The 13,060-nt window shown below is 63.9% G+C and carries 11 protein-coding genes and 1 pseudogene; 5 read left to right on the top strand and 7 right to left on the bottom strand.

What is annotated here, in order from left to right:
• Window positions 1–15: 15 nt before the first annotated feature.
• The 7 genes and pseudogenes from E1286_RS27585 to E1286_RS27555 form a co-directional block, all read right to left on the bottom strand.
• Entirely contained in the window at window positions 16–2,175 is a 2,160-nt protein-coding gene (locus E1286_RS27585; protein ID WP_132616960.1) for a DEAD/DEAH box helicase family protein, read from the bottom strand.
• A 709-nt stretch (window positions 2,176–2,884) separates the two neighbouring features.
• Window positions 2,885–4,768: a DNA/RNA helicase domain-containing protein gene (locus E1286_RS27580; protein WP_246075216.1), complete on the bottom strand. Its 1,884-nt coding sequence runs from the start codon at window positions 4,766–4,768 to the stop codon at window positions 2,885–2,887.
• A gap of 435 nt (window positions 4,769–5,203) precedes the next feature.
• On the bottom strand, window positions 5,204–6,091 hold the full coding sequence (locus E1286_RS27575; RefSeq protein ID WP_246075215.1) for a tetratricopeptide repeat protein: 888 nt from the start codon (window positions 6,089–6,091) through the stop codon (window positions 5,204–5,206).
• Between the two features lie 63 nt (window positions 6,092–6,154).
• Window positions 6,155–6,367, bottom strand: a pseudogene (locus E1286_RS52165) (helix-turn-helix domain-containing protein); the annotation flags it as partial.
• Between the two features lie 12 nt (window positions 6,368–6,379).
• Window positions 6,380–6,622, bottom strand: coding sequence for a hypothetical protein (locus tag E1286_RS27570; protein ID WP_132616956.1), 243 nt, complete (start codon window positions 6,620–6,622; stop codon window positions 6,380–6,382).
• A gap of 908 nt (window positions 6,623–7,530) precedes the next feature.
• The gene (locus tag E1286_RS52160) at window positions 7,531–7,818 is read right to left on the bottom strand and encodes a transposase (protein WP_132616954.1); all 288 of its coding nucleotides are present in this window, start codon (window positions 7,816–7,818) and stop codon (window positions 7,531–7,533) included.
• A 911-nt stretch (window positions 7,819–8,729) separates the two neighbouring features.
• Entirely contained in the window at window positions 8,730–8,954 is a 225-nt protein-coding gene (locus E1286_RS27555; RefSeq protein WP_132616952.1) for a transposase, read from the bottom strand.
• Window positions 8,955–9,008: 54 nt separating this feature from the next.
• Between E1286_RS27555 and E1286_RS27550 the strand changes: the two genes are divergently transcribed.
• The 5 genes from E1286_RS27550 (at window position 9,009) to E1286_RS27530 (ending at window position 12,948) form a co-directional block, all read left to right on the top strand.
• Window positions 9,009–9,617, top strand: coding sequence for a substrate-binding domain-containing protein (locus tag E1286_RS27550; RefSeq protein WP_132616950.1), 609 nt, complete (start codon window positions 9,009–9,011; stop codon window positions 9,615–9,617).
• Window positions 9,618–9,641: 24 nt separating this feature from the next.
• Window positions 9,642–10,289, top strand: a complete 648-nt coding sequence (locus tag E1286_RS27545) for a PadR family transcriptional regulator (protein WP_132616948.1) — start codon at window positions 9,642–9,644, stop codon at window positions 10,287–10,289.
• Between the two features lie 141 nt (window positions 10,290–10,430).
• Entirely contained in the window at window positions 10,431–11,618 is a 1,188-nt protein-coding gene (locus tag E1286_RS27540) for an FAD-dependent oxidoreductase (RefSeq protein ID WP_132616946.1), read from the top strand.
• 541 nt (window positions 11,619–12,159) lie between these two features.
• Window positions 12,160–12,390 carry a hypothetical protein gene (locus E1286_RS27535; RefSeq protein WP_132616944.1) on the top strand — a complete coding sequence of 77 codons (231 nt, stop codon included), beginning with the start codon at window positions 12,160–12,162 and terminating at the stop codon, window positions 12,388–12,390.
• Window positions 12,391–12,453: 63 nt separating this feature from the next.
• A complete protein-coding gene (locus E1286_RS27530) occupies window positions 12,454–12,948 on the top strand; it encodes a sigma factor (protein WP_342776269.1) in 495 nt (164 codons plus the stop codon).
• Window positions 12,949–13,060 lie beyond the last annotated feature (112 nt).

The raw sequence follows: 13,060 nt of genomic DNA, 5'->3' as shown, positions 1-13,060 counted from the left end.
TCTAGGACCTCTGCCTTAAAGGATGCGCTCCAGCCTGTTAATGACCGTCCGGGGACCGTCCGGGTCGTACTCGTTCTCAGCTGCACCGGCAAATTCGCGAGCACGCAGGAGCTCTCCGGTGAGAATCGTGCGTCCTTCACCTGCCTCGTCAGCCGGTGGCACCACGATGAAGTCATGGAGCACCGCATGCGTCTTACCTTCTGCGCGTCGAAGAATCCGCCCACGCCGTTGAACCCATTCGCGGCGAACAGTGCTCGACGCCAAGAGATAGGCCGTATCAGTTTCTGGCAGGTCAATGCCCTCATCGAGCACTTTCATGGCAGTCAGCGCCTGATACTCTCCTCGACCGAACGCTTCGAGGTAACGCTCCGATCCACTACGACCGGTTTCCGTGTTGGTAAATTCATGAAACCGGATACCGAGCCGACGAAGAAGGGCATTCGCTTCTTCAAGTTGCTTTGCCCCTCCCAGAACCTGCTGCTTCGCCGAAGCATAAATGAGAGTCCGAGAGACATTTCGTACGCCAGTCTCAACGAGAAGAGCCTCAAGCGCTGATATTTTCCCCGACGCCTGTTCGAGAACAGCACGCCGCTTACGCAACAGGTGTTCGATCTGATCGTCTCGCCCTTCGGTAGAGCCATCATCCTGTCTAGAGAAACCCTTGCGCCGGAGCTGCCGACTCAAGTCAACATACGCCGAAAATTCGTCCGAGGTCATATTCACTTCGTGCAAGTAGTATCGATACGGCGTCAAACATCCGACCGTGATTGCATCAGCAAGCGTGAACTCGTAAATTGGCGAACCGAAGTAGTCAAACAATTGAGCGCTTCCGGATTCGTCGTACTGGCGTGACGGCGTCGCCGACAAGCCGAGACGTATATCGAAGCGTTGAGGTGCCACGCGCAGGAAGGCCGGCGCACCCAAGTTGTGCGCCTCATCACCGATGATCATGGTTTGCACATGTGGCGCCAGGCCATCTATGGCCTGACGCAATGCCATGTCGCCAGTAAACAGCTTCTGGGTACACAAAACGACAGCCGTGTATCTTGCTTTAGTTGCTAGGCTTGCTTTGAGCTCTTCCAGCCACACGCGTCGCTTGGGAACAGTCATATTGCTGGGCATACCAGGTTCAACACCGAACCGGCGGATCACCTCTACCCATTGCCGCATTAGCGGCGCTGTCGGCACAATTATCATCAAGAGCATAGGGCCACTATGACGGTCCTGCTCAACTACTGAGGCAATGAGTGATGTTTGAGTCTTGCCCCCACCAGTGGCAATGGCGAGAATCCCACGGGAGCCGGCACCAAGGAATGTCCTAACAGCGACTCCCTGATGTTGATACAGACCTGTTTCCCATTCCAGGCCATCCGGTATCCGCAGGAGACGAGGAGGTTCTATTGTGACTCCGGGTGGAAGATCTGGCTCAAGCCCACGCATGTGGTCTACCTGCCAGGCTTTCCAGAAGTCTTCGACGGTGGGGACGGACTGCAGCGCTCCTCGCTTGCCGATTATTCGCAGGCCGTCCACGATTTCAATGGCGAGCACATGTGGGTTTTGGTTGCTCCAGTCTCGTTCCCAGCCCGTGAGCAGTTTGGCTACCCGTGCCTCCGCTGCCCGACCATCGACCCACGGCCGGTCAACAGTCATCTGCTCACCATTCACAAGAAGCCCACGCGCGGTAGCATTGCCCGAGCCATGCACGGCAAGCCACTCAGTCCCACCGCGCAGGAGCCACTTCTTCTTGTGATACTGTCCGCGCGACATCAAGGCAAAGCGGACTGTCAAGCGTTTCTTGGCTACGAGGTATGCAAGACAATCTAGAGTGTGCTGTACAAGAGCCGACGACGAGACTACCGCTTCAGTAAACAGCCTGTGTTCGAGGTCATGGATGACCTGCTCAGGAGATTTGGCCCCCCGTTCGAGCGCTTCGCGATCAGCATCGTCAATCTCTGGACTGATCAGGAGGCTCAAGTGGCGGTCGGGGTGAGCTAGAAAGTCGGCCAATCCTGGCGCTATCTGCGCAAAACATCGAGAACTGAAGAAGCCAGCTCCGATGCGGGCCTCATCAGCTGCTGCCATAGCCGGTATCAGAACATCGCCGACCAAGTCGTCTTCGGGAATCTGATAGAGGGGTTCAGCTTTGGCCATCGCCGCGATCAGGGAGGAGCTCACGCTATCTCCTCCCTTCTTCGCTGCTCGCGGGCGTAGACATGTCCGGTCCTGTACTAGAGGGCAGCATAGCCGCCTTTCTGCGTGGCTGCGCGACTGTGAGCGTTCACATTTCGGCTCAGGGATATCCGCTCCCGATCGAGTTACCCACCGGGTGCCAATCTTCACAAATCGTCAAGGATAAGGCATGGAATCTGCGGACGAACCGACCATAGGCTGAGCCCGAACGAGAAGAGATCGTTGCTACTCGAAACCGGACATAGGGCGCTGCCGTTCCTCTGGGAGCGCTCGCGGCACGACGTGAAAGCTCTTTGTTCTGCAGCAACCGTCCCTCTCACGCCACCCAGCGTGATTGTGATGCTGCGCATGTCGGCAGGTCATTTGCCCAGGTCAAGCTCCCTACGGCGACAGAGTACCCTCACCTTCTTAGCCCAAAATCAGTGAGTCATTTGGGCAGGCTGGGGCGGAGCCCGGCATACGGCGTTGCGGCGTTCGGTGGTGATGCGTTTGTCGCAGAAGTCGGGCCCAGGTCGACGAAGGGGGCGTCGGGGTCGACAGCACGTGCCGGACGACGGTCAAGATGGAGCGCCCTGCAGCGACGATGGCCCGGCTGCAATCCCATCAGACGGCGCCGTCCGACCCCACCACCCACCGCACCCTGGCCCGCTGGACGAGGCGATGCTCGCGCGTCTCGCCAAGGCCAGGGGAGCCCTCATCCACGAGGTTCCAGCAGCCCCGCGAGGAACTCCTGGGTTGCCGGATCGACCGAGTACACGGTGGTGCCCATCATGCCGCGAGTCAGCAGCACCTTGTAGGTGTTGCGGATCAGCCGGTCCGCCTGTTCGTCACTGACTCCCCTGCGCATCAGCGCTGGGTCCTTGCTGGCGCTGCGCACGGTGACAAGTTTGCCGTCGCGATAGACGAGGTCCGGGCCGAACATCACGCCGTTCCAGTCGTACTCGAAGCCCTGGGCGGTGTAGACGCATCCCACCTGCTCGAAGCCACCGGGCGCCGAGGCCCACAAGGCGCTGGCCGGAGCGTTCCCCACAGCTCTTTCACCCTTGACGTTCCACGGCCGCGCCCAGTCGCCGACCTGTACGTCCGCGACCAGGCTGTCATCCCCGTTTGGGGCACTCCAGGGCCAGCAGAATCCCGCCGTCATCCGCGCCGAATACCCAGCTTCCAGCCGGCTCCTCAACAGGGCCTCCAACTCGTAGGGCGACTCGGCGAGGGACACGGTGAAGTGGTCGTCACCCGTCCATGCCTCCGGAGCGCCGCCGTCCAGGCCCAGCAGCCGCAGCACCCACTCCTCGTACTTGCGGCTCCCGCCGCAGCGGAACTGCGCGTCCAGATCGACCTGGTATACGGCAAGGCCGAGAGAATGGGCGTAGGCCGTGATGTCAGCGACCCGTCCCATCTCCCCCGGCCGTACCACCTGATGCTCATCCAGCAGGAACACCGGCACCCGCGCGGCGGCGATCAACTCGTCGAGCTGTGGCCGGCCCGTCCGCGCGGCCGACCTGGTGAACCGGTTGGCCGAGGTCTCGCGAATGCGGTGGGCCTCGTCGCAGATCAGCACATCCAGTTCGTTGGGCTTGGCGGTCATGAAGTTGTTGAAGTACTTGAACATCGCCTTCATCCGGGTCGATCCCCTGGCGACAACGCGCCTCATCGTCTCGGTGAAGGAGCGCGAACCGGTGGCATGCAGAGCCGAGTAGCCGCGATCGGAGAGCTCGCCCAGCAGGGACAGCGCGATGACGCTCTTGCCGGAGCCGGGTCCTCCCGTGATGATCACTACCTGCTTGGAGTTGCCTGCCCCTGCCTTCTCCACCGCGTGCAGCACCATCTCGTAGGCCAGACGCTGCTCGGCCAGCAGGACGAACTGGTCGCGGTTCTTGATCTCGCCCGCAGCGACCTTTAGCAGCTGCTTGGACGGGCGGATGGCGCTGGACAGTAGGCGATCGGCCGCCTCGGCCCCGGACTCGGGCGCGAACTGAGCCTTGAGGTAGTCGACGAACTGGCCCCTACGTGTCTTGCTGAAGAGCCTGGTGCGCTCGCCCTCGACGTGGTCATAGAGATCGTGGATGTCCGGATCGCTGGCGTTGTGCAGGTACGCAACCCCACGCACCGCGTTCCTGTGCTGATCCAGGGCCCCGACGAAATCGGCCAGGTACTCGCAGTAGCCCCGCACCTGCACGACCGGGTGAAGCTTGGGCCGATCGCCCATGCCCGACACCAGAACAAGCTCGGCGTCGTCCTCGTACAGCTCGGCCTGGCTCCACTGCTTGAGCTCGACGATCAGGTAGGAATCGGCTCCCGTCCGCCGGTCGCGCCCGGCGAGGATGACGTCGGCCCGCTTGCTGGTTAACGGGAGTTGGTACTCGATGAGCATCTCGACGCCACCAAGTCCGGCTTCGACCAGATCTCTAGCCAGAATCGGGATGCTCCGGTCCCAGGACTTGCGTTCACCCCTACCCGGATTGATCCCTTGGGTGGCGCGCAGGGTGTCCGCAATCACGTCACTGAGGACGCGCTCGGGCACCGACTCGGACACCAGCTGGACCAGACTTTCCGCCGAATGCCGGAAAACGGCCACGGATCTACCCCCAGGCAGCACGAAAGACTCGTGCGGTATGGGGGCGTGTCCGCCATCAGAGCGGAAGCCCGTCGGGCCGCATCACCGATACATCCTGAGATTACCGGGATCTTCACTCAATCCCGTCCCGATCAGCCGATCGAGAGCCTCCGATGCGCAGCGGATCGCTGGGGCAGAGCGGAAGATCCGTGAACTGCACTTCTGGCCAACGAGATCCTGAAGTCGGCGGCAAGATCGTCGACAAGGCCCTCCTAATCAGTTGTAGGAGTAGGCCCATCCGGCCCCGCTGCTGCCGGCCAGGGCGAGCACTTGCCGCCGAAGTTGATCCTGCGAGCTCGCGGTGGGAGGCGAAGTGAAGACCACGCACGACGCGAAGCTGGGCATATAAGTCTGAGCAGCGCGACTTAACCCAGCTACTCCCATCAGGCGCCGATCCTAGTCAGGAGCTGCCTCTTTCTCGATCCTCTCGAGCCAGTTCGCCAACTGATCCCGAACTTTTTTCATATATGGGTGATCATATCCGAAGCGATCTACGCGGGATTCAAGAAACGATTGCATGTGAGCTACCGCCTCCAATAGATCTCCTGAAACGGCAAGGCAATGAGCTAGGTTATGGCGCGTTTTGTAGACCTCCAGATGGCCTGGACCGAGGATTCGGATTTGTTCTTCGAGGAGGCTTTTCAATCTTATAACCGCCTCTTGGTGATGGCCCTGACGGTGTTTGCAGACGGAAATTTCCCGCCTTATAGCCCGAACTCTAAACGCATCATCACCAAAGGCCAACTGGCAATCAAGCAATAGAGCATCCAGTGCGACTATCGCTTCATCCCACCGCTGTTCTTGGATTAACTTTCGGGCGATGTCATGGCGAGTTTCGAGCACACTTGGATGCAAATGACCATGAATTAGCGATTGACTTTCAAGTTGCTGCTGTAGGGCTGCAAGCGACTGCTCGTCATAGGGGATCCTTCTACTGCTTTCTCCCCAAATCGATCGATTTATCGTCGGTTGCGGACGATCCACCGGAGGTCCATACCCAAAGTTTTTGGCGTAGGCGCGTTGCCATGCCGACTTCCATGAGGTCAGCTCGTCACTGGCTACGCCGCATGCTTCAACAAAGGAGCACAGAAGTGCATAAGAAGGGATGGCTTCTCCCTTAAGCACGAGGCGCAAAGTGCTGCGCGGCAATTCACCATACTTGCCGGCCCGTCTCTCCAGCTCCCGCAACGATGGATAGCCAGATTTGAAACGAAGAAAAGACATGGCGAGGCGCAATTGCGAAAAATCTTCGATCAGTTCCAGGCGTTGAACGGGTTGATCCATTTTAGGGACCAGTGGATCAGCTCGCCGCGCCGACTCCCACAGTGACTTCGCCCTTTCCACGCTACTTCCACATGCGCGCGCGTAGGCAGCAACTACTTTGAGACTGGGAACGGTAGAGCCACTAGCCGCCCGAGAAAGGGTACTGGCGCTGATATTAGTTAGCTTGGCCATTTGCCGATAAGTGAGACCTGCCTGCTGGCGCTGCGACCGAAGCCACAGCGCCAGCTGCTGCAGGGGCTCACTAGCTGCGGCGACCGAAATCTCCCGACGCCCCATGCGTGTTTGCCCTCATCGCTGAAGAGCAGTAGTGGTTGCGTTTCTGCCGAGCCGCATCAGCCTATAGCCGATTACTCCGCCGGCGCAGACGAGGGCGACTATTTCCTCCATGGCATGTCCAGCCGCCACCAGAGCCCCGGAGAAGACGAAGATCACGATGACAAGAACAATTTCGAGAGGAGCGAGAGTGTGCGGAGGGGTAGGTATCGTCCGGACACACATGGATGTCGACTGGTTGAGAACCTTCCTGGGCATGGCGACTCCTTGGTTCCTTGGTGGGCCCACGGCTCATCGCGAGCCAGAGCACTGCGGACTGCACAACTACATCTAGAGGGATTGCCGTCCCATCTGGATGTGTCGTCGATCGTCTCACTGCATAGGAGTCGCCAGCAAAGCTGATTAAGCCATGGACGCGCTTTTGATGCAGGAGTGAGCAGCCCCCAGGATTTCGAGTCTTGAGTCTGATTCGCGACATCAAAGCAGGTCATGGCAGTGCCACCATAGGATTGATGCGCTGGCGGCCAGACTTCTATTGCGAGCACGGGTGGCGCATGTGATCCTCAGCCTGGCGCGTGCTCTGGCTGCTGCGAGGTGGTCCGACTCCCTGTGCGCTGTGGACTGCACCTTTAAATCAGGGAAACGCGGGTGAGTGACGTTGCCGCGTAGCAACCCGCATGCCACGGGGTCCCTCCTAAGTGGAGGGCCCCGTGGGTGCAGCCCTGATCGAGGGCCCGATGGGGGGTGCGTAAGCCGGAAGGCTGTTAGAGATCGCTGGTTACCGATGCGGTGCTCCGTAGGCGCTGCAGGTCCAGCCGCCGAGGTGCATAGCGAAAGGCGGATCAGGCTGCCGCGCCGCTTCCGGTGCTCGGGCCCTGGCGGCCCTGTGCTCCGGATTCCTCGCCTCTGGATGACGTGGTTGCTCTCGGACGGGAATGGGGACATGTGCGAGATGATCTTCCACTGCCAATGCGGCGTATACGCTATTTCCCCAGCTCAACGCGCCCAGATGGGCGGAGTAACCTCCGCTCTCCTAAAGCGGGTGCCGCAGGTTCGAATCCTGCCGGGGGCGCCAGGTTCGACCTTATGAAATAGGCACTTGACCAGCGGAAACGTGAGTCAAGGGCTTCGTTGCGTTTCCGGACGTGTACGGCTGTCACCGATCATCAGCGGCCAGTCCTTCCGAATCCCTTCCCACGCCTACGTCGCTGATGGCGGATGGTGAGCTGACGTCCCCGGACGGTGGCGGTGGTGCACGCCTGCCGGACCGGGCAAGGCTGACAGTCCCGGCCGGAGAAGCGGATCGCGTCGGTGCCGCGCTGGGCGCACGGTATCCACGATGTGTTACGCGTGCCCTGCGGGCAGGTGACCTGCCGGTTGTTCCAGTCGATGGTGAACGCGGTGCGGTCGAACCCGGTCCGGGCGCGTGCTTGCGGGGACTGATCGAGCAACATGGGGATGACCAGCGCGATCCCGAATTTCTCCCGCGCGCGACGAGCAATTCGGCTGAGGGGTAGCCCGAATCGAGGTAGTACTCGGCGGGAAGCAGGCCGCGCCGGGCGAGTGCCTGGTGGATCGGGTCGGTGGCCTGGCTGTCGGGCGCGGTGGCGTCGGTGGCGGTCACATTGGTGATCAGATTCGGTGGTTGCGGTTCGCCGGTGCCGGCCGCAGCGGCGACGGCGTCAGGAGTGTTGTCGCAGGTCTCGCTGACGTGCACCTTGTAGCCATTCCAGAAGAGATCATCACCCTTGGCGGCCCACCGGGCGTCGGCGTCGTAGGGGGAGGTCAGCCGGTATCTGCCCGGCGGGAGTCCCTCACCACCAGACTCGAGAGACTCCCGCCGCTTGACCACCTCCCGCCCACGGTTGTCGACCACGCGCGCAGAGTTCTGGATCAGCATCACCCGCAGCGCTTGAACGGCGGGCAACTGGCGCAGCCAGGCTGGGCAGAACGGCGCGTAGACGGCGCTGACCAGGGCGTAGCCGTCGGCTCCGTAGGCGCGGGCCAGTTCAGCCCGTTTCGTTTCCGAGGTCGGCAGCTGCCAGAAACCGACCCGGGCCCGGTACCGGCCGGTCCAGCCCCCCACCTCCAAGACCTGCTCCACCCACCCGGGCGCGGCAGCCGACAACGCCTCAAGACCGGCACGAACGCATTCCCCGGCCATCTCCAGCCGATTCAAGTCCCGAACAGCGGCGATCACGTGTGTGGAATCGGTCCGCTGCTTGCCGCCGGTCTTGACCAGGCCCTTATCGGCCAGGAGCAGGTCCAGGGCCTTCTCCTCCAGCCCGTACGCGGCCACCCGCGCCCGGAACTCACTGAGTACTGTGTGGTCGAAGCCCCGATCATCCAACTCCAGCGACAGCGCCTACTTCCAGTCCATCCCGTACTTGACGCGCTGAGCCGCTGCCCGGTCAGTCAGGTTCTCCACCTTCTGCAACACGGTGATCAGCGCCAGCATCCCCGGCGACAGGCCAGGTCGTCCCCGCGCCCCGTACGCGGCGGCGAACAACTCGCCCAGCTCATCACGCACCCGCATGGCCAGCGGATAAGCGTCCTTCGCAGGAACGGCTCGGGCGACCTTCACGGTCATCTCCGGAATCTGTGGCCACGGGCGAGGCTGCACCGACACAACGATCTCCATCTCATGGCCGGGGCGAGGGGAAACCGCCCGCACAGGGCACGCCCCCGGGGCCGCGCCCTGGCCGCGGTCCCGCTCATGGACGAGGAGTTCGTCCTCGTCGCGGCACCGGCCTGGGCCGGACAGATCGGACCGCTCACCTGCGACGACCAGGGGCCGCTCCGGGACGCCCAGCTCGTCGCGTACGCCGAGGACCTTCCGATTCTGTGCCGGTACTGGCGCCACGTCTTCCTGGCACGCCTGTCCGCACGTCCCGCCGTCGTCGTCCCGGACCTGCGCGGCGTAAGGTCTTCTGTCGCCGCCGGTTCGGGCGTGACGGTCCTGCCGCGCTACCTGTGCGAGGACGACCTCGCCTCGGGGACACTCCTCACACTGCTGTCCTCCGAGGACCCGGCCATCAACACCGGCTTCCTGGTCCAGCGGACAGGCGCCCCGCCCTCCCGTCACACCCGTGCGGGAATGCCTCCTGCGCGCCGCGCAATCACGGTGACGCAGCCGGTTTCCACCTACGCCAGCTGCCCGGGAAGGGCTGGCGGGTGCGGTGTCCGCGGCCGAGCGCCTGGAGCGCGCCCTTGTGGGGTTCCTGCTCGTGCGCGTATACTCGCAGAAGAGTAATCGTAAGCAAGGGCGGTGAGTGAGATGGCGAAGCGGCGGAAGGTCGGCAACCTGATGGCGCTCGCGGTGCTGTCGGCGCTCGTCCAGCGGCCCATGCACCCGTACGAGATCGCCAGGGCGCTGACCGGCTGGGGCAAGGACCAGGACATGGAGATCAAATGGGGATCTCTGTACACGGTCGTTCGCAACATGGAGAAACACGGCCTGATCGCGGAGCACGAGAGCTTCCGCGAAGGCCGCCGGCCCGAGCGCACCGTCTACCGCATCACCGACGAGGGCCGGGCCGAGATGGTCGACTGGACGCGTGAGCTGGTCTCGACGCCCATGCCCGAGACACCGCGCTTCCGGGCCGGGCTCTCGGTGCTCGCCGCGCTCCACCCGGACGAGGCCGCGACTCTGCTGCGGCGACGGCTGGATCTGCTGGAGGACACCATCACGACCGAGCGCGACACGCTCGCTCAGCACACCGAGCAGGTGCCGAGGCTCTTCCTGGTCGAGTCGGAGTACGACCTGGCCATGAAGGAGGCCGAGGCGGCCTGGATCCGCGGGCTGCTCGCCGAGATCACCTCGGGCGTCTACCCGGGGCTCGACGGCTGGCGGGCATTCCACGAGACCGGTGAACTGCCGGTGGAGCTGATCGGCCTGGCGGAAGAGAAGATGTCGGCCGACTGAACGAAAGGCCCCGGCGCGGTGCGTCAACACCACGCCAGGGCCATTACCTCGAACCAAGACCTGGGAAGGCGCTCGATCCGGGGCGGCAACCACGAGGATAGCTCCCTCCCAGGGCGGTACCGATCACCCAGGGAGAAGATCATGAGCAAGGTCAAGACCGCGATCGTCATCGGCGGCGGCATAGCCGGACCCGTGACGGCGCTGGCGCTGCACAAGGCCGGCGTCGAGGCCACCGTCTACGAGGCCTACCCCAGGACCACCGACGGCATCGGCGGCACCCTCTCACTGGCGCCGAACGGCGTCGCCGCGCTGGGCGTCCTCGGCGTGGACGACATCGTGACCCGGATCGCCACGCCCGTCCTGCGGCAGACGCTGGCGATCGGCGGCAAGCGGGTGGAAATGACGGGCCTGACCGGCCTGCCCCCGATGCGGCAGGTGCACCGCAACGACCTGCACCGCGGCCTGCACGACCGGGCCGTCGCCGCCGGCGTGGCCTTCGAGTACGGCAGGCGCCTGGTCGGCGCAGAGGAGACCGCGACGGGCATCACCGCGAGGTTCGCCGACGGCGGCGAGGCCACCGCCGACATCCTCATCGGAGCGGACGGCGTCCGCTCGACCGTGCGCGGCCTCATCGACCCGGACGAGCCAGGCCCCGACTACACCGGGTTACTCGGCTTCGAGGCGGTCGCGCGGCACGAGGTCGGCGTCGAGCCCGGCACGATGATGTTCACCTTCGGCAAGGGCGGCTACTACCTCTACTGGCCCGAGCCGGGCGGCGGCACCCGCTGGGGGGTCAACCTGCCGCAGGAGCGGCCGATGAGCCTCACCGAGGCCCGCGCGGTGCCCCCGTCCGAGTGGATGCGGAAGCTGCGCGACACCTTCGCCGAGGACGACCCCGGCCGCGACCTCATGCGGACCAGCGACGCCGGCGAACTGCAGGTGGTCGGCTCGCTGCACATCCTGCGGAGCGTCGCCCGCTGGCACCGCGGCCGGATGGTGCTGGTCGGCGACTCGGCGCACGCGCCGTCCAACAGCTCCGGTCAGGGGGCGTCGCTGGCGATCGAGAGCGCGGTGCAACTGGCCCGCTGCGTGCGCGACCTGCCGGACGCGACGTCCGCGTTCGCTGCCTTCGAGCGGCTGCGGCGCGGCCGGGTGGAGAAGGTCGCCGCCCGCGCCGCCCGGATCAACCACGCCAAGGCGCCGGGCCCGATCGGCAGGGTGCTGATGCCCCTGATGATGTCGCTCATGTTCAAGACCGTCGCGAACCCGGAGAAGACCCTCGGCCCCGAGCAGCGCTACGTCATCGACTGGGACGCCCGGGTGGCGTGAGTCCCCGGCCTCAGCGGCGGCTCCACCACTTCTTCCGGTCGGGATTGCGGATGCGCACATTCCCGTAGAGGAGTTCGCCGGTGACGCGGACGTGCAGGGGTCCCGGGGCGCTTGCGGCCCGGGACCCCTGCACGGGATGTTGCCCCACTGGGTGTGCATGTTGTCGATGTCCGCGGTCGCGCCGGGCGGCAGGATGATCGTGACGGAGCCGTAGGACAGGCGCAGGTCGATCTCGGTCTCGGGATACTCGATGTCGGCCTGCGAAAGGTCGAGCCGCGCGTTGCCGTACCGGCCCACGAGCGCCGTGATGACGATACTGCACATGTTCATCATCAGGTCGGAGAAGGTCTGGCCGGTCAGCACCGCTGACGGCGCCATCGGCAGGCTGATGCCTGCTCGACAGTGTCGTCTCCGCAGCCGCCAAACGGCCGCGGAGAGACCAGGGATCCACATCCGGTGCCGGGCGGCCTCGTACGCGTCAAGGTGAGTGAGGCCGGCCGGGGCACGCGGCGAAGCGCTCGGGATCGTCGCGGATGATCGCGTGCTGCAGCTCGGCGTCGGCCGCGTACCAGGCCGCGACCAGAGCCTGGACAGCCGCCTGCCACGCTCCCCACGCCCTGCCCATGCTCTGGCCGCGCTCCGGCAGAACTACGGAACTGCGGCCGTGGACCTCAAGCCGCACCTGGCGCCACACGTGATCGAGCAGATCCTCGACACGCGTCGAGCGGAGGGCCGCCGCCTGACCGCCAGGAAGTTCGCCCAGGTCTGGTGAGCGATTAGCGTTGGAGACCGCGGCGAGGAGGATCGCGCGGGCCCGCCGCGCCGCGTGCGACTGATGCACTCACTGGCAGACCGGCAATCCTGGGAAGTTCGCCAGAACCTCAGTCCGGACGATATCAGCACACGAGATCCGCGAAGGGCTGCGATCTGTATGGACACGGGGCAGGGGGGCAAGGCGTCTGAGTACCCTGACGCACTCGGAGGCGAATGGGAACGCTATCGGCCTGCAGTCTTCGGTGTGGCATACCGGCTCTTGGGCAGTGTGGCCGATGCTGAGGACGTGACCCAAGACGTGTGGCTGCGGGCTGCTGGAGCAGATCTGGGGAGGGTCGATGATCTTCAGGCATGGCTGGTCACGGTGGCCGCAAGACGGTCCTACGACATCTTGAAGAGCGCACGCGTACGCCGCGAGTCCTATGTCGGGCCGTGGCTGCCGGAGCCGTTGCTGACAGGGCCGGATGCCTCGGAACCAGTGATCGTCGACGACTCCGTGAGTGCAGCGATGCTGCTCATCATGGAGAAACTGTCCCCACCGGTACTACATTCGTAGGTCCGCTGGGAATGGGTCACCGCGTCGCCGGTAGTGGCTGATCAGAGCGCGTGTCTGATGAAGCCGCCGGAAGTGTGACCAAGCCAGGACGTGATCGATGGCGTTGGCCGCT

The organism is Nonomuraea terrae (genome assembly GCF_004348995.1).
Classification (GTDB): Bacteria; Actinomycetota; Actinomycetes; order Streptosporangiales; family Streptosporangiaceae; genus Nonomuraea; species Nonomuraea terrae.
This window is presented reverse-complemented; position numbering and strand designations above follow the sequence as displayed.